The organism is Arthrobacter sp. NPDC056691 (assembly GCF_042791415.1).
GTDB lineage: Bacteria > Actinomycetota > Actinomycetes > Actinomycetales > Micrococcaceae > Arthrobacter.
On record NZ_JBHTXX010000006.1, the window covers coordinates 63,030 to 84,537 of the forward strand.

General features: G+C 64.3%; 18 protein-coding genes. 5 read left to right on the forward strand and 13 right to left on the reverse strand.

Annotated features, from left to right (window positions below; genetic code table 11):
- Window positions 1-120 precede the first annotated feature (120 nt).
- From ACFRAU_RS07310 to ACFRAU_RS07360, 11 genes are all read right to left on the reverse strand, one after another.
- Window positions 121-564 (reverse strand): WhiB family transcriptional regulator, encoded by a 444-nt coding sequence (locus tag ACFRAU_RS07310; RefSeq protein ID WP_377999347.1) that lies wholly within the window; start codon window positions 562-564, stop codon window positions 121-123.
- Between the two features lie 129 nt (window positions 565-693).
- Window positions 694-954, reverse strand: coding sequence for a hypothetical protein (locus ACFRAU_RS07315; protein ID WP_377999348.1), 261 nt, complete (start codon window positions 952-954; stop codon window positions 694-696).
- A 402-nt stretch (window positions 955-1,356) separates the two neighbouring features.
- Window positions 1,357-3,018 carry a DEAD/DEAH box helicase gene (locus tag ACFRAU_RS07320; RefSeq protein ID WP_377999349.1) on the reverse strand — a complete coding sequence of 554 codons (1,662 nt, stop codon included), beginning with the start codon at window positions 3,016-3,018 and terminating at the stop codon, window positions 1,357-1,359.
- Between the two features lie 253 nt (window positions 3,019-3,271).
- A complete protein-coding gene (locus ACFRAU_RS07325; protein WP_377999350.1) occupies window positions 3,272-3,598 on the reverse strand; it encodes a hypothetical protein in 327 nt (108 codons plus the stop codon).
- 49 nt (window positions 3,599-3,647) lie between these two features.
- Complete coding sequence (locus ACFRAU_RS07330; RefSeq protein ID WP_377999351.1) at window positions 3,648-3,968, reverse strand: VRR-NUC domain-containing protein; 321 nt, start codon at window positions 3,966-3,968, stop codon at window positions 3,648-3,650.
- 242 nt (window positions 3,969-4,210) lie between these two features.
- Complete coding sequence (locus ACFRAU_RS07335; protein WP_377999352.1) at window positions 4,211-7,405, reverse strand: hypothetical protein; 3,195 nt, start codon at window positions 7,403-7,405, stop codon at window positions 4,211-4,213.
- 68 nt (window positions 7,406-7,473) lie between these two features.
- Window positions 7,474-7,704 carry a hypothetical protein gene (locus tag ACFRAU_RS07340; protein WP_377999353.1) on the reverse strand — a complete coding sequence of 77 codons (231 nt, stop codon included), beginning with the start codon at window positions 7,702-7,704 and terminating at the stop codon, window positions 7,474-7,476.
- Window positions 7,705-7,710: 6 nt separating this feature from the next.
- Window positions 7,711-9,546, reverse strand: a complete 1,836-nt coding sequence (locus ACFRAU_RS07345) for a phage/plasmid primase, P4 family (RefSeq protein ID WP_377999354.1) — start codon at window positions 9,544-9,546, stop codon at window positions 7,711-7,713.
- Window positions 9,547-10,836: 1,290 nt separating this feature from the next.
- Window positions 10,837-11,208 carry a hypothetical protein gene (locus ACFRAU_RS07350; RefSeq protein ID WP_377999355.1) on the reverse strand — a complete coding sequence of 124 codons (372 nt, stop codon included), beginning with the start codon at window positions 11,206-11,208 and terminating at the stop codon, window positions 10,837-10,839.
- 185 nt (window positions 11,209-11,393) lie between these two features.
- Window positions 11,394-12,101 (reverse strand): CPBP family intramembrane glutamic endopeptidase, encoded by a 708-nt coding sequence (locus ACFRAU_RS07355; RefSeq protein WP_377999356.1) that lies wholly within the window; start codon window positions 12,099-12,101, stop codon window positions 11,394-11,396.
- 68 nt (window positions 12,102-12,169) lie between these two features.
- Complete coding sequence (locus ACFRAU_RS07360; protein WP_377999357.1) at window positions 12,170-14,023, reverse strand: DHH family phosphoesterase; 1,854 nt, start codon at window positions 14,021-14,023, stop codon at window positions 12,170-12,172.
- Between the two features lie 205 nt (window positions 14,024-14,228).
- Between ACFRAU_RS07360 and ACFRAU_RS07365 the strand changes: the two genes are divergently transcribed.
- Window positions 14,229-14,609 carry an Lsr2 family protein gene (locus ACFRAU_RS07365; RefSeq protein WP_377999358.1) on the forward strand — a complete coding sequence of 127 codons (381 nt, stop codon included), beginning with the start codon at window positions 14,229-14,231 and terminating at the stop codon, window positions 14,607-14,609.
- Between the two features lie 2,101 nt (window positions 14,610-16,710).
- Here ACFRAU_RS07365 and ACFRAU_RS07370 read toward each other — a convergent pair.
- Complete coding sequence (locus ACFRAU_RS07370) at window positions 16,711-17,751, reverse strand: ankyrin repeat domain-containing protein (RefSeq protein ID WP_377999359.1); 1,041 nt, start codon at window positions 17,749-17,751, stop codon at window positions 16,711-16,713.
- Window positions 17,752-18,657: an aminoglycoside phosphotransferase family protein gene (locus ACFRAU_RS07375; RefSeq protein WP_377999360.1), complete on the reverse strand. Its 906-nt coding sequence runs from the start codon at window positions 18,655-18,657 to the stop codon at window positions 17,752-17,754.
- 338 nt (window positions 18,658-18,995) lie between these two features.
- Here ACFRAU_RS07375 and ACFRAU_RS07380 point away from each other — a divergent pair, with 338 nt between their 5' ends.
- The 4 genes from ACFRAU_RS07380 to ACFRAU_RS07395 all read left to right on the forward strand — a co-directional run bounded on the left by ACFRAU_RS07380 (window position 18,996) and on the right by ACFRAU_RS07395 (window position 21,352).
- The gene (locus ACFRAU_RS07380; protein WP_377999361.1) at window positions 18,996-19,433 is read left to right on the forward strand and encodes a hypothetical protein; all 438 of its coding nucleotides are present in this window, start codon (window positions 18,996-18,998) and stop codon (window positions 19,431-19,433) included.
- Window positions 19,434-19,498: 65 nt separating this feature from the next.
- The gene (locus tag ACFRAU_RS07385) at window positions 19,499-20,797 is read left to right on the forward strand and encodes a hypothetical protein (protein WP_377999362.1); all 1,299 of its coding nucleotides are present in this window, start codon (window positions 19,499-19,501) and stop codon (window positions 20,795-20,797) included.
- An 11-nt stretch (window positions 20,798-20,808) separates the two neighbouring features.
- Window positions 20,809-21,156, forward strand: coding sequence for a WhiB family transcriptional regulator (locus ACFRAU_RS07390; RefSeq protein WP_377999363.1), 348 nt, complete (start codon window positions 20,809-20,811; stop codon window positions 21,154-21,156).
- Entirely contained in the window at window positions 21,146-21,352 is a 207-nt protein-coding gene (locus ACFRAU_RS07395) for a hypothetical protein (RefSeq protein ID WP_377999364.1), read from the forward strand. The genes ACFRAU_RS07390 and ACFRAU_RS07395 overlap by 11 nt, the downstream gene beginning before the upstream one ends.
- Window positions 21,353-21,508 lie beyond the last annotated feature (156 nt).

Below are 21,508 nucleotides of genomic sequence, written 5' to 3' on the forward strand. Positions count from 1 at the left end.
GGACACCGCGTACACTCCCGTATCGTACTGTGTCACAAACGCTACAGCTTTCGTCTTGCGTGTGACAAACGAAGGCTGGCAGCACGGTCACAATAGCTCTGGCCGTTGAAACGAGCAGGTCTATGCCGACCGTTGCCGGCGCTGCCTGGCCTTTTTGACGATCCGGTGCACGGATCGCTCCGTGATCTCGAAGCGCTGGGCGATCTCGGTCGGCGGAACACTGGCGGTGTGCAACTGGAAGATGGTGTCTTCGCGTTCGGTGTTCCTGGTTGTCACATGGGCGTCCCTACTCTGGGCGAGCCTGCTTCGTTCGCGGGCCGTCAGTCCGCCCCAGACACCATGGCGCTGGTTTGCAGTCATCGCCCACTGGAGGCACTGCTCACGGACGTCGCAGGTGCTACAGATTTTCTTTGCGTCGCGTGAGGGCTGGCCCTTTTCCGGGAAGAAGAGTTCGGGGTCCACCTGAGCGCACAGCGCGTCTTCCCGCCAGGATGGGTCGTCAACAAAATCGGGGCTCTGCGGGGTACGGGATGGTGAGTCGTCGTCGGGAATCAGGGTGTTCATGCGGGTGCTCTTTCATTTGGGCTGCGGCACGGGGAACGGAGAAAGCCCCGGAGAACTTGGGTCCATGGGGCTTAGTGAGGCTTTCTGCGCATCCGTCCCGGGCGTCGTTGCCGGCCTCACCTGATCCCGTCAGCCCATTTCGAAAACCTGGCAGACGAGCCGCTGGTCGGGGGAACCCGTGATGCTGATGGTGTAGCCGGAGTCGCCGTCCTCGCGGCCGGTCCCCGTGAAAGGGAAGAGAAACTCCGTGGCCCATTCGTCGAGCTCATCGGCGTCCAAGGATGCCGGCGCAGGGACCTGCCCGTTACGGACCAGTGTCTGGATGACCTCGCCGGGGTAGATGTTCTGGATTGTGAGGTCGACGGTGACCGTCGGAATGTCCGTGCTCATGGCAATGAGGCTCCTGGTCGCTTGTTTTGCAATGGTCATTGCGGTGCACCCGTTTCTGCCGGGCGTGAATCCGGCGATCGGTTGCTGTTCAGTGCCCGCTGCCTCGCTGATGGCAATTGGGAACGCAGAGCATTGATGCCGACAGGTGTCTGGCGAAGGTCCTCATCGGGACGCATGCGGGTCACCTGGGTGACCCGTGCGGGAGGCAAGGCGCAGTTGTGTCCCGCAGGGACCACCGGCAGGACCCTGCAAGGCCACGATCGAGACGCAACGGTGCAGCACGGGGACGGACCCGGAGTTCGTACCCCGGGTCCGTCCAACACTGACCTTCCACCCGGGTCGGCTCTGCCGGCCCTGCCCGGCAGAATCCCAGACGGCCCGCCGACTAAGGACCTGAGCTGCTCAGACGCGTTCGGAGGCCCAGAGGCCGTTGAGGTCCTCGCGGATCTCCTCCTCAAGCGCAGCCAGAAAAGCCAGTTCGGCCGAGGCGTCTCCGGAGACTGCTTCGATGAGGTTGTCCTGCGTCTGCTGCTTAACGGCGAGCACCGAAGGCATGCGTTCGTCCTGCGTGCCTTTGGCGATCAGCCGGTGGATGGTCACCGGCTTGGTCTGGCCCGTGCGGAAAAGACGACCGTTGGTCTGCAGATAGTGCTCAAGCGAGAACGGCAGCGTGTACCAGATCATCGTCGAACCGCCGTCCTGGAGGTTGAGGCCGTGTCCGGCGGAGGCAGGGTGCAGCAGCATCACCTGGATCTGCCCGGCGTTCCACCGGCGGACCATGTCACGGGAACCGTCGAAGAACTGCGCGTCGAAACCTGCCTTCGGCAGCCGGATGAGCAGCTGCTCCAGGTCCGACCGGAAGTGGTACGGGAGGAGCACCGGCTCTCCCCCGTTGTTCCGGACGATGTACTCGACCATCTCGATCTTCTTGTCGTGGATTACCTGGTAGCGGCCCTTGGTGGCCGGGTCATCAGGATCGGCCGTGTAGAGCGTGCCGGAGGCGAACTGCATGAGCTTGCTCGTCAGGACAGCCTGGTTCTCGGCGACGATCGACTCGACGCTCTGCGTCAGCCGCCCATCCCCGTCCACGTAGGTGCTCACGACATCCAGCACCAGGTCCCGCTTGAAGTCCTTATAGGCCTGGAGCAGGTCCGGAGGCAGGGTGACGTTGACATCCTGGATGGTGAGCGGCGGCATCTTCAGCGAGGTGTTCCTGGCGCTCATCGCCAGGTGGGCGATCGCCTGGTGGATCTCCTGCTCGGCGTTCGGAGTGGGGATCCACTTTGACGGGGTCGTGGTGCCCGGGACCATCTTCGGGATGAACCAGCGGTTGCGGAACGCCGTGATGTTTTGCCCCAGGGCCTGGCCCTGGTCGAGCAGGTAGACCTGGCTCCAGAGGTCATGGAGACCAGCGGGACACGGGGTGCCAGTGAGCTCGATGAGCCGCGAAATGGCCGGCCTGACCTTGCTGAGCGCCTTGAACCGGCCACTGTCGTGGGACCTGAAGCCCTGGGACTCGTCAATGATCACCGTCTGGAACGGCCAGACAATGGTGTCCTGTCCCCCGACGTTCTGGATCGGCATCTGGTCGACGAGTCCGCCCTGGCACTGACGGCACACGTAGCTGCCTTTGGACGGCCGGCCATGGCAGGCAGTGCAGTCCCGCCGGGGCGGCTGCGTGAGCAGCTCCTGGTTGACGAAGTACATCGTCGGCGGGTCGGTGAAGACTTCCTGGAAACGCTGGAGCCGCTTTGTCCTGGACAGCTTCCTGTCATTGTCGTTGACGATGAGTGACTTCGTCCGGATCGGGAAACCCCACTTCGCGATCTCGTCGAGCCAGGTGGAGCGGGCGATGGGCACAGGCGCAATGACGAGGATGTGTCCCATTGGCCTCACGGTCTGCAGGACACTCAGAGCAGTCCCCGTCTTTCCCGAACCAATGCCCAGCCACGCCCCGGCGAACGGGCGGGAGACAAGGAAGTCGTGGATCTGCTGCTGGTGCGGCATCAGGGTGATCGCTGACTGGACCGGCGGGCCCGGCTGGATTGTGGCGTTGTCGGTCATGACGGGCTCCCTCCTTCCGGATGGGTTTGTCATCGGGCATGGATCGGCGCTTGGAGAGGCCTGCGGTTCGTGGATTCGTCGGACATTGCGTTTCCACACGGATTGGGCCCGGACGGAGCCACCACCCGGAATTCCGGAGCGCCGGTCCTGTCGAAGCCCACCTGGATCCGGGTGTCGCCGGCGAGGCCTTCGGTCCGGTCGTCGAGCCATCGGGTGAAGGCCGGGCTGTGCTGAATGAAGCACTGCGACACTGTCAGCTCGCCCTCCTGTCCGTGGAGCGGTCCGGGATCTGATTCGGGGATGTCGGGCGATGTTCAGCCATGATCCGGCGCATGTCGGATCTGACGTTCTGTGCAGTGCGGTTCGACGTCGTCATGTTGCGCGGGACGGACGTGGTGCCGCCGGTGTTGTTGCGCAGGATGCAGTGTCCTTTGGAGGAAATCCGGCCAAGGCAGCCGATCTGCATGGACGCAATAATGAGGTCCTTTGCTTCACGGTCGAAGGTAGCCAGGTCGGTGCGTGTGAGCCGCCGGAAGGAAGGAGCTTTTAGTCCGTTGGCTTTCGGGGTGCGGTTTCTCATCGATCCGCCGCCAGCATGCCCGCCGGAGCGGTGGCTGTTGTACTGATGGTCATGAGGCTTCTCCCTGCTGATCGGTCCTGCTCTCGAGGAGGTGCGCAACGAGCCCGTCGACGCTCTCCCCGTCATCGACGACATGGATTTCCGCTCCATGCCGGCGCATCCTGGCGTGCGTGATGCGCTGGCGTTTCTCCAGTACGCCGCCAGGGCGCTTGACCTCGACGAAGACTGTGCTGTTGGGGGCGACGACGATCCTGTCGGGGACTCCCCCGCGTCCCGGCGAGACGAACTTCAGGCAGAGGAAGCCGTTCGCCCGGCACCGCGAGAGCAGGTAGCTTTCGATGTGGTTCTCGCGCCTGGCTGGAGTGGTCATGCCCATGGGTTCCGGCGCTCCCAGTCCGCGTGGCCCGTTAGAACGGTCTGGGACATGATGGCCTCTCAGGATTTATTGCGACTAGTCGGACTAGCGTCTCAACTCAATTATGAACCATATCGAGTCACTTATTTGGACTTGTCGAATGGTGTTTTGAAAGCCAACAGGGTGCGGCATTCTGTCGGGTCGACGAAATACGGCACCCTGTTGCCTGTGTGGCTGTGCGGTGGATGGCTGCCTGCTCAGGTGTTGTTCATCCAGTTCCTGGTGAACGTCTCCTCGAGCATCCGGGTGTAGATGCCGAGGTCGAGGCTTGCGATCAGCTGGGCCACCTGGGAGTGCGGCAGCGTGTGCAGATCGTCGTTGACGACGACCATGGACCAGCCTGGATCGATACCGTTGATGCGGCGGATCACGACGTCCTGGTCGCACGGCAGGTGGTTCAGGCCCAATTGCTCCGCCTGGCGTGCGTCCCGCGCCCAGCCGTGATGGCGCAGGATCTCCAGCGCCGTCCGGTCGGAGCGCACGCCGGAAACGCCGGCCTGCCGGCGCTTATCACGGCTGATCTGGTTCACCACCCATGCCCCGGCATTGTGCAGGCTGACCGCGCCGGCGGTGCCTTCATAGACGATGAAAACCCGGTTGACCATCTGCAGGGCCCGCGGATTTGCCAGGAGGGCGTCCGCGTCCCCGTCATCATCGCTGACTGATCCTGCAGTGACCGGATCGGCCGCGAAAGGATAGGTGATCGACCCTCGGGAAGCGGCAATGACGTTCTGGAACAACAGAAGCGTCTGCACAGGGTCCGCCGGAGTGATCGCTTCTTCGATCATCTTGCGGCCCAGCACGGGGTCGAAGGGCTCAGCCAGGGCAGTCTCGCCCCGGTTTATGACAACCTGCAGGTAGCGGGCCAGCGCGAAGTCGATTACCGCCGGGTGGGCCAGTGATTTGGTCGGCATCGGTCCGGCATGACAGGCCAGTGTTCCGCCTGAAGCCGAGATGATCGGGCTGTCTGCGACCGTCCGGCCTGCCGCAGGAGCCCCCAGTTCGAGCCGGTTGTTCGAGTCCTTGCTGATGAGGAACATCAGCTCAGGCTCAATGTCGACACCAATTGCTTCCTGCTGTTCGGCGAGAACGCGGTTGTTGGTGGCTTCGTCGAAGCCGTTGCCGCCGCCGACGACCGAATAGAGGCCATCGGTGTTCGTCGAGATGATCCGGGCACCGGCCAGCGTTTGGGCCTGTCCGATCCGCCAGCTGAACAGCTGCCCGAGAATGCGCATGGAGATGATCCGGTTGTTCATCCTGATCGGCGTACGGTGCGAGGCATCCCCGGCACCGGAAGCGGAGTTGAGGACCAGCTTCGTGCCATTACGCAGGGTCGCCAGCCTGGCCTTTTCTTCCCTGATGATCCCGGGCTTCTTCAATTCCTGGCCCAGGCGCTCCTTCTCGAAGAAGATCGTCGCGTAGCGGTCTTCACCGAGTTCGGGGTTGTAGAACGCGCCCATGTTGCGCAGCAGGTTCGGATAGTAGCTCGTGAAATCCTCGTGGATCACCAGACCCGCCGAGGTGCGGGCGTATTTCGGATGCAGCCTCGTGGACCTGTCCTGGTCGTCTCCTTTCTTGCCGACGAACAGCTCCGGGGCCTTTCCGGCGGGTTCATCGCGGTACGCGGCGCCCGTGGCCGAGCTAACGGCCAGGACATTCTTTCCGTCGAGCACGGTACCGTCCGGAAGGACGACGGTCAGGGCTTCCGATGCCGGCCTCCGGGTGGCCAGAAGCACAGCCGGGTCAGGGACCTGCGCCTGGGCACGGGCCAGTTCGGCTGCCTGCCAGTGGTCGTCTTTCTTCGGTTTGCGGTATTTCACCTTCTCCGGATCCGAGCCCAGCAGCACGGCACGTTTGTCGACGCCCGAGCCGTCGGGCAGCGCCAGCAGGTTGTGCTGGCGCTTGGCTTCGGTGACGAAATCCTTTGCGTCGGGATAGAAGTACTTTGCCAGGCCGATCATGGCAGCCTGTTCCCGATGCCCGAAGACGTCGGCGTCGAAGCCTTCCCGGTCGACCTCGGCTCCGTGGATGCCGCCGGTCGAGAAGGTCGCGAAGCAGGATGACGGCGTGGCGTCCCGATGGAAATACGGCACGTTGTTCGGGGTCTTGGGGACGTTCCTGAGGGAGCGGACCGGGAGATCGAAGAGCTCCCGGTACTCCTCCGAATCATTGAAGTTCTGCCCCTCGATCGAACGGTAGTAGTCGACGACCTCCATGAATTGTGCGTGTGCTGCCTGCTGGGCGGGCGTGGCTTCAGGGTGCGTCATCGGATCAGGGGCGACGTTCCCTTCAAAGAACCGCACGCACTCATCGAGCACGTTGACCTGGGCGACGCCCTGTTTGGCTGCAACTTCCCTGGCCGGGTAGAGGAACGAGACTGACTCGATGTCGTTCAGGGCCGTGTACGGCGCAAGGATCCGGCCAACGAACTTTGCCGAGGAGGAGTCGATGGTCAGCCGGTCCCTGCGGACCGCGCTGCTTTTGCTGAATACCGTCTCGGAGTACTGCGCGAGCAGGCCGGCTTTGAGGTCGAAGTTGCCTGCGTAGGCCGGGTGCCGGAACAACTGCGCCAGGCCCAGGCAGTCGGAGACGTTATAGGCCAGCAGCTCATAGAGCTCTTCGACGGTGGAGATCGAGGAGTCGTGGCTGAGCTTTTCGGATTCCCTGATCTGGCGGCCAAGCATCCCCAGCAGGCGCTTGAGGCTCACCTTGAACTGGACTTCGTTGAGCCGGGCAACATCAAGGTGCCGGCCGGAGTGGATCATGGCCTGCCGGATTTTCTGTGCCGGCGTTCCCCAGCCGAGGTAGCCCGGCATGTACTCGATGTGCTCATTGAACAGCCGGTCGTTGTGCGCGCGCATGTCCCGGGCTTCGACACGCTCGAACCGTTCAGCCGTGCGCTGGCCGGGCAGATGAAGCCTGAGCTCCATGAGGTACAGCGCGAGCATCACCGTGTCATAGTTCATGGAGTTGTAGCCGGCCAGGAACGGATGGGTCATCGGGTTGTAGCCCGGATCCGTGTCGCAGACCGGCCGCAGACCGGCCGGATAGGACGACGTCCCGCCGCGGTGGCAGACCTGCTCAGCGTCGGAGAGACCGGCCAGTTCGGCGAGCCGGAGGTTGGCCTGGAAGTTGCGCAGGTTCCACAGCCGCACCTGAACCGGCGGCAGACCGGGGTTGGCGGTCGTGATCTGTTCGTACAGCGCCTGCGGATCCATCTTCGAGGCGAGGTCAGCGTCGTCGGCGAGGAAGAAGACTTCCAGGCTTCCGATCTGTGCGGGATGCGGATCGGGTGTGTAGGCGCACAGGGTGAAGACGTCCGGGAGCGATTCGATGTCGTAAAACGTGAACAGCGCGTTCGCGGCCGTGACGGGTTTGAGCTGCGTGGTCATGATGGGATCTCTTTCCGTGGTTCCCGGCTGTCACGGCCGTGGTGTGGTGAGCGGGAAGCCGTGCGGCTTCACAGCGGATCGTGCGGTGAGCGCCGGCAGGGCTGGTCCATGCGCCTGGTCGCTTCGCCCATGAGCCGCGCCTTTTCCTGCGGGTCTGTTGAAATCTGCGCGCGGACGATGAGGTTGGTGATTCGCTGTTCGCGGGCGACGTCGGACATGGCGGTGCCGGTGCGGGTCTGCTGCTGCGCCAGGTCGAGGACCGCCTGGGCGAGCCCGGTGATGGCGTGGGCAAGTTTCATGGGTGATCAGTCCTGTTCATCGGCGGCGTCAGTCGGGATGGTGGACGGTCCCGCGTGCCGGAGCAGACCCCGGTAGTTGGCCTGGAGGGCAGGGCGGGACTTCTTCAGGGGGTCGGGCCCGCTGTAGCGGGGGTCGAGCCACTTTTTCAGCTCGTATTCGGCAATCAGCGTCTCTGGGACGTCCATCATCCGGGCGGGGCGGATCTTGCGGTTCTTGTCGGGGCAGTGCCACAAAGGATCAGGCCTGACAATGGCCACGAGGTCGGTGATGAACTGTTTGTTGCTCACGGGTGAGCCCGACGGTGAGACGTCTGCGAACCAGGCCTTGTACAGGTCGTAAAGGAACGTGAACGGCAGCAGGTCCCAGACCACCCGCTCACGGAATTCCTCCCAGAAGGCACGCACGGGGTCGTTGGCTTCCTTGTATTCGGCCAGGACAATTTCGGTGGCCAGCGGTTCGGAGAGCTGATAGTAGTTGCCGGGGTCGGCGGCACCGGCTTTGTTGAGCACGTACCAGAGGGCATACTCAAGGACCTCGCGGCGCTGGAGGTAGTCGTGCTTGATGTACTTGCGCTCCATGCCGGTGAAGCTCTTCGTGAAGGGCACGAAGAGCTGCCTGCGGTAGAACGATTCCGATTTGTCTTTCACGCGCGGGAACTCGTTCAGGCACTGGACCATAAAGCCGAAAAACTGGCAGGCGATCGGCATCCGGTATTTGCGGTTGATCTGGATGACGTCGTTGGTCACGATGGCCTTCAGGTTGGCGGCCTTGTCGATGAAGGTTCCGACGTCGTTTTCGTCGACGATTATCGCACTGGCGCGCACCAGGGGCTCCAGCGCGAAGTCCTTGCCGAAGTCCGACAGCGGGATCGAGGTGTGCGACCGGGGGCCGCACAGGTTACGCATGAGGGAGCACAAGGTGCCTTTGCCGTTGTTGCCCTGTTCCGAGTAGAACCAGGCGGTCTTTCCCCAGGAGACGTGCGGGCGGATGATCGCGCCGATGATTTCCCAGAGCAGCCCTGGCACGCCCTCGTCATCGGAGAGTTCCTGGATCCAGGATTCGATGTCCCATTCGCTTCCGTCGGCGGGGTGCCTGATCACCGGATTGACGGGTGCGTCGACATAGTCGATGTGGCACTTGGACAGGAAGACCAGCGCGGGGTCGAAGGGGTGGATTGTCTTTGCCTCGAAGTGGAACTCCTTGCCGGCGACCGTGAGGTCACGGCCGGCGCGGCCGTAGTGGAAGACTCCGTTGTTCACGGCAATGAGGTCACGGTGGCTGCATTGGTGGGTCCGCGGGCTATCCTCGCGCAGGACGGCGAGCACTTCGGCGAACTCTTTGAGGGTGAGCTGGGTGTTGTACATCCGGGCGGTGGTGCGGATGTCGTCGTCGCTCGTGGTGTAGGTGCCGCGGGCGGGCCCGGTAGCCTGGTACATCGCCAGGAGGTCGTACTCGCGGTCGGTGTCTTTGGCGTTCGGGGCGATCCGGATGACGTGGTGAAGGCGCAGCAGGATCTGCGCGATCTGCCAATAGGTCAGGCTGCGGGCCAGCAGCAGCTTTTCAGTGGCTGTGGAAGTTTTGGTGTTCTCGTTCTTGCATACGCCGTTGACGATGGCCAGCAGCTGCGATTCCAGGACCCTTGGGTCCGGCGGGTCAGCCGGATCGATGGCGTCCAGGTACGCGGCCGTGGCGTACGTGACGATTTCGTTCTGGGGCGCCATGGTGTCCCGCGCGGAGAACCAGCTCTTGACGGCGGTCAGCGCGTCGGCCACGGGGTTGGTGCCGCGGGCAGTGGCCCGGCCGGCGTCATGGGCGGGCGAAGGGGCATCAGAAGGCGTCATGCTGCTGTCTTTCCCGATTGCGTCGAGGTTTCCGCCGGCAATGAGTGGGAAGCCGGTTGAACTCGTAATCGAATGGAACGTGCTCCCGACTCTATGCCATTCGAGTCGCCTATCGCAATGCCTTATCGAGTGATCTTTCGATAAAAAACGCGAATGCATGACGCCGGTGGCCCATGGAAGCCGCAGGCAAGGATCCAGGGGTGCGCGCGAGCGGGAGCGGCGCGCTGCGTACGTCGGGAGCGCTGCAGTGAATGCGGGCAACAGCGGCTCAGTGGCGCGCATGCCCCACGGAGCCGCTGGGTTCCAGTGATCGACGACGCACCCGGGCGCGGCGTAAGCCGCCCGGCCCGCATGGTCGGGGTCCGCGGGAGTTCTTCTGACCGGCCGGCACGGCGCCCGCCGGAGCACCGCACGGTAGCGCACCGGGAAACACCCTATACCCCATACGGGTATCGAGATTTGTACCACGTGACGTGGTACATCGTTTCCCATGGTCAGGTGGGGTTTATTGGACGCTTTGCGGATTGTGTACCACGTAGGGATTTGCTCGTGGTACACCCTTTTGCCCTGCTGTGGCGGGCTTTTTATACCCCCTGTACCACTTGTACCAGTAAATAAAGACTAGATACATGCGCAGGGGGGATAAGAGAGAAGACTGGCGACGAGGCTGGCTTCAGGGGCGGAGCAGGTCCGGATTTGCCCCTATGTAAACGCTCGGAAAATCGTGGTACTGGTGGTACATCCGCCCAAAAACGGTGCCTGACCAGGCAAAACGCCGTACCACGAGCAAAATCCCACGTGGTACACACCCCTCTTTGGGCGTCCCCCGAAGGGCCCTGCTTCCCAGTGCTGGCGCGGATTTTAGGGTGTACCACGTTACGTGGTACAACTTGCGGGGCCACCGGCCTTACGCCGTGGTCGACAGGAGGCCCCTGACGGGCCCTGCGGGAGCGTCCCCGATGCCCCGGGGACATCCCCGGCCGATTCCCGCGGCTCCTGCGTCCGAACGAAGAAGAGCCTTGTGCGCTTATCGTGCCGCACTCGAATAACGCTCGATTTCTTATCAGTGGTCATTGCGGATGGCCTCTGTCGACTGCTATCGTTGATGCCAGGTGATAGGCGGCTGTCATCAGCAGGCGTTGTTGCACTGGAACGTGAAAACAGGAAGGCCGGAGAAGCATCCCCGTGGGAAGGGAGCTCTCCGGCCTTTTTGCACGTGCTGGGGTGTGCGGGACCTCCGGGGCACACTCACCTGTCGGGGAGCGTGCCAGGGTCCCGCCGGTATCCCGCTTAGGGGGATTCGGGAATGTGGCTGCGGGAGCGCTCCGGCCGTTCAACGGCGTAGAGGATCTCCCAGGTGATCGAGGTGTTGTGGTTCAGCGGGTTCACACCTTCGGTCTTGTGCATCGCGATCCCGCGGTAGCCAAGGACGGCCCCGGCCCGGTCGTGAAACCGCTGCAGCTTCGCGTTGACGCGGTCCCGTGCGTGCCGGGGCGTGACGCCGCTGTCAGAGACAACGAACACGTGGACGCGGTCGCGGTCGAAGGTGGGTAACCCCCCGGTGTCCAGATCGAGACGGATCTTCGCGCGGCTGATGTCCAGCTGTGACGGATGCACGAGCCGGTGCTGTGCGTCGTAGGTGCAGTTGCTCACGATGGCCATGATGGATTACCCCCTTTCGTGACGGGTATGGCTGAATGATTTCTTTCAGCCATTCCCCCGGTGACCGGATGACCCGGTCACCCACGAACAGGCCCTCCGCGCCAGGGTCCCCGCCTCTTGCCGGAGGTCCCGCGCGAAGGGCATCACCGTTTTCCTGGCAGAATGCGGGAATCCCTCACGCAGCCTCATCGGCCCGTGATCTGCCGGTGGAGCATCCACGCGGCGGCCGCGAAGGCCAGCAGCAGGAGCGCTGCGGAGACCGGATTGGCCAGCGGCACGAGCGCCCGGGCGGGCACAACGGCAGCCGCCAGGTTGAAGCCCAGGTGCATGCACATACAGGGCCACAGCGCACGCGTGCGCTCATAGAGCAGGGCAAGGAGCACCCCCAGCGGCAGGACCGCTGCGAACTGGACGATGTTCCCGTGAAGCAGGCCGAAACCTGCGGCGGTGATGAGCGTGGCGATGACCACTCCCACGCGCCGGCGCAGCAGCGGATAGAGCAGGCCCCGGAAGAGGGCCTCCTCCCCCGCCGGCGCCACGGCCAGCGTGAGGAGGAGCGTCAGCCAGATGCCGGCTGACTCCCTGACCTGGTTTGATACGTCATAACCGGCGGATCCGACGGCGAAGTACAGCCACAGGCCCATCGCCTGGCCGGCCAGGAACGCCAGGACGGCGCACAGGGCGATGGCCAGCCCGAAACGCAGAGTCGCCCTCCCCGGCCGCGGAGCCGGGCCATAGCTGACCCATGAAGGCTTGAGGATCCTGAGCAGGACAATGGCGACCATGATGACCGCACCGGATGCCGCGGTCGCGGCGACCGGCTCCCGGAGCAGGGCCAGGGCTCCGGCGCCGATGGCCAGGTACCCGGAAAGGACGGCAGCAGGCGCCAGCACACACCATCCTGCCCCAACCAGGCGGGAGGTGCCTGCTGGCTTTGCCGCAGCCGCGTTCCTGACGCCACTCATGACGGCCCGTCAATCTGCTCCCTGATCACAGCCTGCACGCGTGTATCGCCACGGAAGGTGTTCAGCTGCAGTTTCGCCGTAAAGCGCAGCGTCCCGGTCTCAGTGCGGCTCGCGCGGCTGATGAGCTCCTCCAGCACCGCATGCTGCTCCCCGGCCGGGTTCCACCACAGGCAGGACAGACCGGACCGGGTGACCAGGCGAAGGTGCTGGGACTCTGAACCGATCCTGTCCACGCGCAGCCCCATGGGCTCCAGTGCGATCTCGACGACCGGTTCGGTAAAGCCGTGGCCGAACGGCCGCAGAGCCTCAACCCGCCGCACAAACTCAGCCAGCGGGCCCAGATCATCCAGGCCTGCGTCGCAGTCGGCGTCGGGACCGAGCACGAGGTCTCCATGGGGCGCATCAGTATCGGCGTCCAGGAGGGCCAGCTGCGTGGCGTCGGCGAGCACCGCAACGAGCGAGTCGAGCAGTTCGGCACGCTCGATCTTCACACCACAGGCCTGCTGGTGACCGATTGCGCTAAGGCCCGCGTGGGGCTCCAGGCCGGTGATGATGTCGAACCACGCCGGCGCGCGGCCTGAGCCGCTGACGAAGTCGCCGGGACCGCCGGGGCGGTTGACGACGACGACCGGATGTCCGTGGCGCTGCATCATCTGGTTGGCCAGGAGACCGTACATGCCCACCGGTGCCTCCGAGAAGTAAACCCACGGAGCCAGCGGCTGGTCACCCCCGCTCAGCGCTTCGAGGTGTTCGGTGGTCAGTTGCTTGCGCCGCTCATTGCCTTCGATGACCCGGTGGGCTGCTTCGAGCATCCCGTCCGCGTGGCCTGCGGTGAACACCGCGAAGCAGTCTTCAAGGGGATCTCCGGTGCGCCGGGGGCTGTTCATGGCCGGTGCGAGATAGAAGCCGTAGAAGCCTTCGTCGAGGTCGTCGACACCGCGGATCTTGCCGGCCTGGACGAAAGCCTTAAGGAGCAGCGCGAAACCCTGGAAGGCCCGGACGAAGACCGGGTGGTGTTCTCCGGTGCGCAGCAGCTGCAGCAGGATCGCCTTCTCCACGTCGATGGCCTCCGGATCCGCATCGAAGCCACCCCACGGGTTGGGAATGGTCCGTGGTGCGGCGACGCGCAGCAGCCGGGCGATCGAGATGGAGTCGCGGACCAGCTGGCGGTTTTCGTAGAGTACCGGCATGACGTCGGAGACGGTGCCGAGGCCGGCGAACAAGCGCAGCAGGTGGATCTCCCAGAGCTTCCCGGGCCGGCGTGCCCGGGTGTAGGCCTCCAGGACCTGATACAGCACATGGGCTCCGCAGATTCCCGGGTGGGCGTACGTCTCGTCGATCCGGCAGGGGTCGACAGTGATGTCAGCCGAGGACCCGGGTTCGAGTTCCTCGTGATGGTCGGTGACCAGCGTCTTCCATCCCAGGGCACGGGCTGCGGCGATGCCCCGGTGGGAATTCACGCCTCCATCGCAGGTGAGCAGGACACCGGTGTCGGGCCACGTCCGGTGGATGTCACCGATGTCCTCGGGGGTGAGGTCATGGCCGCGGCGGTAGTCGGGCAGGTGCAGTTCGACGTCGAAGCCAAGCTCCGACAGTCCGGCGTATCCGAGCACACCGGAGGCGATGCCGTCCATATCGAAGTCCGGGGCGATCGTGATCTTCGCACCTGAGGTCCGGGCTTCCTCGAGGGCTTCGACCATCTCCGGGAGACCCAGGAGCTCGTCATGCCCGGAGTCCTCGATGTCCTGGAGGTAGGCATCCGACCATCCGCGGCGCCCGCACATCAGCTCGAAGAGATCCTGCTCCCCGGCAACGGGACTGTGGCTGTCGACAGGCTGGATTGTGGACATGGTGGGGCCTCCCGGTATGGGTTGGTGGACGCCGGTGACGGGCGTCCGGCCGCGCGTTCGGTACGTGCGATTTTTGCAGTTTGAGGCATGCGATCTGCTGTTGTAGCAGTACCTTTGACTCGGATTGGGCATCCTGTGAACCAGGCGTGTCGGGACGATCCCGATTCACTTCTCAAGCAGTCATGGATGCGCTAATCTCACTGATATGGCTATTCGAGAAATCATTGAGTCCGACATCAGTGGCAAGGCAGGCGCTGCCACAGCCACCTTTGGACTGGGTGACACCTGGTACGAGGTGGATCTGACGGAAGACGAGCAGAAGCAGCTTGAGAAAGCGCTCCAGCCGTTCCTGAAAGTCAGCCGGAAAGCTGCGGACAAGGCTCGGGGCAAGCCGAACCGCTTCGTTCCTGAGACAACCGCTGAAGAGCGGAAGAAAATCCGCGAATGGGCGAAGAAGCAGAACAACCTCCCCGAATTCGCTGACCGCGGGAAGATCCCCAACAACATCTACTTTGCCTATCAGGAAGCCCATGGCAAGGATCCGGCCGGCGGAAAGTCATCCAGGCCTTCACTGTCTTCCGTCTGAGCCCGACAGAAGCCCCGGACCGCACCAGGCGGTCACCGGGGCTTCTTCATGCCCGGGAAACGGCAGCCGCGCCAGACGGTCCTGAATGCCTTACGAATGGCGTCATCGTTCCAGCGCGACACGCAATGACAGCCGGCATCGTAGACATACCCCAGCGGCCCGTTCCGGCACAGCCCTCATTAATCGAAGGCTGCTGATCGCATTACCGTCGCTAATAGCCCAGTGGATCAGTCGCTGAAAAGTCTCCGCAGCAACACGAGCCGCACCGGATTGGCCACCAAGTTCAGTCGCGCTCGAGGGTCTTGTCGAGCTCGTGCCAACGCTCCCACGTGGACTGACGAGTCACGCCAAGCGCACCCGCGATCTCGGTCCAGGACAGTCCGGCTTTCCGTGCCTGACGCACGGTCCCCAACTCGGTGTCGTCACATTTCTGCCGGACCTCCTGGATGCACCGCAGCGTGAGCAACAATTCTTGCTGCCACGCCTGATCCGTCGTGTCGGAGTACCGCCGCTTGGGTCCTGTGAGAGCGCGATGGGTAACCGGCCCTCCGCTGTATCCAGCCATGCTGTCAGGGTCACCTTGCAGACATTTCTTGTCAAGACACCCTGACACCGCTCGAGCACTCGGGATGCCTTGTGGAACGACATGGGGCCGCGGGCCCCGGCGCGGTCAGTTGTGATCCGATGATCGACTGCGCACCCGTGCCAGCTTCGCTGGCCGGACGGTCCGCATCAACTCCAACCGGGGAGCGCAGCGGACCGTCAACGAGGACCGTCCCATCCGCCCTGGCCGGGCGCGAAGCGCCCGGCAATCCACGGTGTTCTGCTCCCTCTGCTGCGGCTGGCCATCTGTGGACAACTGCAGCGGGCAGCGGTGGGGATTCCTCCCTCAAGCGCAGCGCTGGGCATAGCCGGAGGGAGCGCCAGCGATCGACGGACCTGCGAGCGCAGCGAGCGATGGAACCCGTCGGCTATGCCGACTAACACGTCCTCGAAGCGCAGCGGAGAGGCCGAGCGAAGCGAGGGTCCGCAGGACACGTGTTATCAGGTTCCCTTATGCCCTTCTCTAATTGCCGTCCCTCCACTCCGTTCCACGTCTGGAGCGTAAGCGGAAGACTGGAATATCAGGTGAAACAGCCCGTACCCCCTTGGCCCGGACCCCTCCCCCTTTTCCGCGCAGCGGGGGTACGGGTCATGCTGTTTCCCCTTGGTTTTCAGGGACTTTTGGGGTCCTGCTGTTTTGCCGGCCGTGATACAGCCGTACCCCTGCACTGGTTCCGCCTGTGAGGCACGATCGGGGCGGGGGTACGGGTCTGCTCCCACCCTCGGGGACGGGGCGTCAGCCCCGGTCCTGGCTCCTGCTGCCGCAGGCGTTACAGCCATCGCCGCGCAGCGGATGCAGTCTCATGCGACACCGTCGCTTTGGCTGTGGATAACGCTCCACTCCGACTGTGGCTGCAGGCGGCGGCAGCCGGCCTTGCTTCATTGCGTCGTGCTGGCTGTAACGGCGTCGCTTTCCCTTGCTCCGCATGCCGCCGCAGCGCTTCAACCGCAGCGTGCCAGCACCTGTTGCACCGCGTCCGAGGCGTGCGCTCCCCTACCGTCTCGACGACGCAGCATCCGGCCCCGGAGACTCTGCTGCTTCATGTCGCGCCCTGCGCGACGGGTCCGGGGCACTCGCCCGTGGACGCATCAGAAAAAGAGATTCCCGTGGCTGCGACCGGCTGCCCCAGAAGCCAGAACCAGACAGTCACGGCATCGGGCCGTTGTGTCCCTCCTCGAGGAGATGCGCCTCCAGGGGTGCCGGTCTGGAGTTCCCTGGCGACGGTATCCCTGGAGGTTCATCTTCCGGCGCACGTTCGCTGTCTGCGGGGGCTCTTCCCCGCTCCATGCACTGGTCCCTCCGATTTCCCCTGCGTGGCCACGATGTGCCACATGCCGCATCTGCACCGCCCCTGCAACAGCAGTTGCAACAGCACTTGGCTGGCCCGCCGGCGACTGCCGCAGAGGCCCCTTGGAGGTGCCTCCGGCGGCTAGTTCCCGTGCGTTCCGCAACTGCATCAGCCACCGGAAACAGCGACACATCCGCGTCTCACTGGTGTCATTGATGTGTACCGCAAGAGCACACGAAAGACACCAGGGAGACACCGCCGGGACGCAGACTGGTCCGCGAAGGATCCCCGGGGACCGGCAGGCGTCCTTCCGGTGTCATTTGGGCCTCCCGCCAGTGGCCCTTCAGGAGCCATATGGGGACGCAATGCTGTCCATTCGTGCAGAGGTGCGCGGCGGGGACGCGACCGGAGCACTTGCAGGACACGTATAGGACGCTGCCAGGGCCCCACCGAGTCAGCCCCCCACTGCGGGTGTCGCACAGGTGTCCCGCCAGCGGCTCTGCAGGGGCCATATGGGACGCAGCGATGCTCTCTCCGGGCAGGGGTGCGCGGCGGGGCCGCAACTGGAGCACTTGCGGGACACGGGCAGGACGCTGCGGTGATTTCACTGAAGCCGCCCCGCCGATGCAGGTGTCCTGCTGGCGTCTTCGCTGTGTACCAAGTGGGGGGGCCTGCGGGTGAGCGCTGCCCGTGAGACTTTCGGCGGTAAATGGCGGCTTTTCCACGGCGCTCTTTGTCGCACGCAGCGCCGGCAAGGGGATCCCAATTGGGACGTTCTTTGCAACGGCAGTCAACTGGGATCTTGAAAGTACTGTGCCACATCGTAGTTGCCGATTAATCTGGCCAGTCCCACGGGGGTCTGCCCTGCCAGGGTTGGAATGCAGCGGATCCGCACCGCGTGAACGTAGCAGATCAATCATCCCGGCCCGCCCGTGCGAGTTGAAGACGGCAACGAACAGCGGTGTATTGCCGAAGGAGTTGGTTGGGTCGACTGTCGCGCCGTGGTTGAGCAGCGCGGCCGCCGCGGCCAGGGCGTGTTCCTGGGACGCAAGACGGAGCGGCGTGAATCCCTGGCTGTCGGACGAATCGGGCGACTGGCCGTCGGTGATTAGTCGCGTCACCTCCGCGGCATCATTTGGTGAGTGCTGCGTAATGGAGCGGGGACCGGCCGGCGGGATCCACAGATACCTCGATTCCTGGTACTGGGGGGCGCTGCACCATAAATGATCCTCCCGGACGCTGGATGCCATTCAGGCCTTGCGGGCGTGTTCGTCGATCAAGTCGGCGATAATCCTGTGGTTCGAGGCGTCGTGGGGATCCCTGCCGTTGGAGTTGGCAAGGCCCAGCAGGGCCTTCCACAGTGCCCAGCCCCGGGCCCTGGCCCACATGCCGTCGTCCTGAGCGACTGTCTGTCGGAATGCCTCCCGGCTTTGTCCTGTGAACATTGTCCAGGCGATGACGAGATCGCAGGCCGGATCGCCAACCCCGGAGGTTCCGAAGTCGATCACGGCCGTAAGGGCCCCGTCCGCCACGAGCAGGTTTCCCTCGGAAACGTCGCCGTGGAACCACACAGGGTCCCCCGCCCAGTTGGCCGCTAGCGCGGCGTCCCAGACAGCCGAGGCCCCGGCAATGTAGACACGGCCCTCAAGCGCTCGGAGGCAGCGGCGGGTTTCGTAGTCGTAGTGGCCGGGCGGGGCACCACGGAACCAGCTGTGCTCACCCGCCTCGGGTGCGCCGGCCGTGTTGCAGGCCTGCAGGGCATGCAGGAAGTCGGCGACAGCCACAGCGAACGCCGATCGGTCCCCGATGTGCCCCCGGTCCGCCGCTTCGCCGTCGATCCACTTCCGAACTGACCACGGAAACGGATAGTCCTCATCCGGTTTCCCCACCCCAAGAACCGTCGGAACCGCCACCGGCAGATGCGGCGCAAGCCGAGGAAGCCACCCGCTCTCCTTCGCCACCGCGGGAGCGTATCCGGGAGCCGTGGGCAGGCGCACCGCCATCGTCTCCCCGAGTCGGTAGGTCCGGTTATCCCACCCCTCGAACTCCACGGGCATTACCGGAAGGTCAGCCCATTGCGGGAACTGCTCAGCAACGAGCCGCCCCACCAGTTCGGCATCGATTCCTGCCCGCCCGTCCTTGCCTCCAGAGACCACGGGATAATGATCCCTCATAAGCTCTCCGATAGACGATCCCTGTACGGGCCTGCCGTGCAGGGACCACTTCATGCCACCTCTATCTGTCGCCAGGTATCGATTCCAGGACGGCCTGGAACGCTGGCGTCTCCTGCGTGTCCTCTCAGGGACTCAAATGATGTCATACTCGCGTCTGAGTCGTGTATCGATAGATGCTTGTAAAGGACGCGATAAAGACGATAAGATGTAGTCAAGTTGATTCGCATTCGAGTCGATATGTGAAAGAGGGTGAGTCCGGATGACAGCGACAGTCGCCCGCGTCGCACAGTCGGATGGACCGCAGGCACAAGGGAGCCACAATGAGCAAGCAGCCGGGTGAGCCACGCAAGATCCGGTGGACCGTGCCTGCCGCCGATGCGTCGGTGACTGAGTGGCTCGATGTCCAGCAGAACATTTCGCTCTCGCTGCGCCAGCTGATTCGCGAGTCCATCCAGCGCGACGGTTATATCGACGTGGCCTACCGGCCGGTTGAGCAGCTGCCGCGGCGGGGCCGTCCGCCGCTGGCGGATGCCGTCGGCGACGGCGACGGCGATGGGGACAGGGATGCCACAGAGGCCGCCGACGGGGAGACAGACGTACCGCGGCTGTCTGAGCCGGTGGTCGACGTCGGAGCCCCGGCCGGCGAGCCGCCGGAGGCTCCGTCCGGGGACCTTGAAGAGAAGGCTCTGCACACCCGGCCAGCGCCTGCCGCCGGTGGCCAGGTGGACATGGAGGATATTTTCGGCCACGGCGGCTGATCCCGGCCGGAAATCCCACTCACTTCACCTTCCACAGCATCCAGACCCGAGGGACAGGACTTCGCATGACCATCAGGATCGAACTCAACGGCGGCATCGACGTCGGAAACGGCTACGTCAAGGGCGTCATCGAGAACCAGGCCTCGGGCAGGCGCGACACCATCGACATGCCGTCGAGCGTCTCCGTGCTCACCCGCCCGAACCAGCTCCCTGTCTCCGACGGCGACGCCGGCGCAGTGCTTGCGGAGACGTCGCCGGACTTCTACAACCAGCTCGACGTGACGTTCTCGTCGCCGCTGGTGCCGGACATGTACCGGCGCATCTTCGGGGTCCGCTCGCTGACCGCAGACGGCGCGTTCGTGGAGTTCGATACCGTCGGCCGCGCGAGCAAGGCGAAGCAGCCGCTCTCCAAGGCGCTCATCCTGGGCATCTTCGCCGCGAAGGCGCTCCGCGACCACGCAGCAGACCACAGCGCGGTCCCGCAGGAGGAGATCACTGTCACGGCCCGCGCGGCGCTGGCCCTGCCCATCTCCGAGTTTCTGCGGCATCGCGAGGGCTACGCCGCGGAGTTCCTCAACGGCGGCAACCCACACCTTGTGGTGATCGAGAACTTCGAGACGAAGGTTGTCGTCCGGATGACCTTCACGGACGTGCAGGTTCTCGCCGAGGGCGCGAGCGCGCAGTACGCGATCGTCGCCAAGGGCGTGCCGCTCATGGACGCGATGCTCGGCGACGTCCGTTCGCGGCTTGCCCCGGAGCAGGCCAAGGAGCTCAGCGCGATGACCGCACAGGACTTCCTGGCGGCGACCAACACGATCGGCATCGACCTGGGCGAGGGTACGTGCAACCTGGTCGTCTTCTCGAACAGCCGGTTCAACGTCGAGGCGTCGCAGACGTTCAACAAGGGCTACGGCTCGGTGCTCGAGGCCGCGATCAAGGCGATGGAGGACCAGGGCATTGAGTCCGGCTTCACGAACCGCAAGGAGTTGGCCGAGTTCCTGCAGCACGAGCCATCCGCGCTCAAACGCGGCTTCCACAACCGTGTGAAGCAGTTCGTCGACCAGGAGGCCCGGTTCTTCTCGGGCGAGCTTGCCGAGAAGTTCGGCTCGGTACTCCGCAACGTCGGCGCGATGACCGAGGTCGCGTTCGTCTACGGCGGCGGCTCCGGCCCGGTGAAAGGTCCGCTCTACCCCGCGCTGATGGCGAAGGTCGCGGAGATGAACTCCATCGGCGCGTTCCCGGTGCTGTACCTCGACTCGTCGTATTCCCGGCACCTGAACCGCGAGGGCCTGTTCATCGCGGTACAGACGGTGGCGGCGGGGAGCACAGCCCGCCGCGGCCGGACGAAGAGCGCGGCAGCCTGATGCCGGGCCTCATGCCAGTCCCCGGCACCCGGGACCCTGCCCCGCAACAGCAACAGCACCAGCCCAGCCCTGATGGGCTCTCTTGGCGTGAACAGTCCAGGTGCCTGACCGAGAACCCGGAGATCTTCTTCGAAGGCGGCGGGGTCACCCACAAGGCGAAAAAGATCTGCGCGGGCTGCAGCGTGCGTGCCCAGTGCCTCGAGTTCGGACTGGCCAACGACGAGCGTTTCGGCATCTGGGGCGGGCTCACCCGCGGCGAGCGCAGGGCGCTGCTGAAGCGCCGGCACCGCACGGATGCAGGACTGCAGGACGAGGCAGCCGAAGAGGGAGATCAGGAGGAACCGCGGCATGCTGGATGAGAACAGCAACGGCCAGCATCACGCAAAACGCCAAGGCAACAAGACCCAGCGCATCATCGCTCGGGCGAAGGCTCTGTACAGTGAGAAGCCGACAGCCTTCGCGTTCGGGATCATCGGCGTTTCGGCAGTGTCCTTCCTGCTCGGCACGCTGCTCCTGGGAGGGATCCATTATCCGTTCATGAGGCTGGAGCCGTAGGCGCGTAATGCGGGCGCCGCAGCAAAAAATAGACCCCACCGCGGGAGCCTGAGCTCCTGACGGTGAGGTCTTCGCTGTACTCCCTGATGACGCAGCCTCTGCATCACGCGGGTCAGTCGATGCCGTGCCCGGCGGACAGTGCCGCGAAGTTGCGGG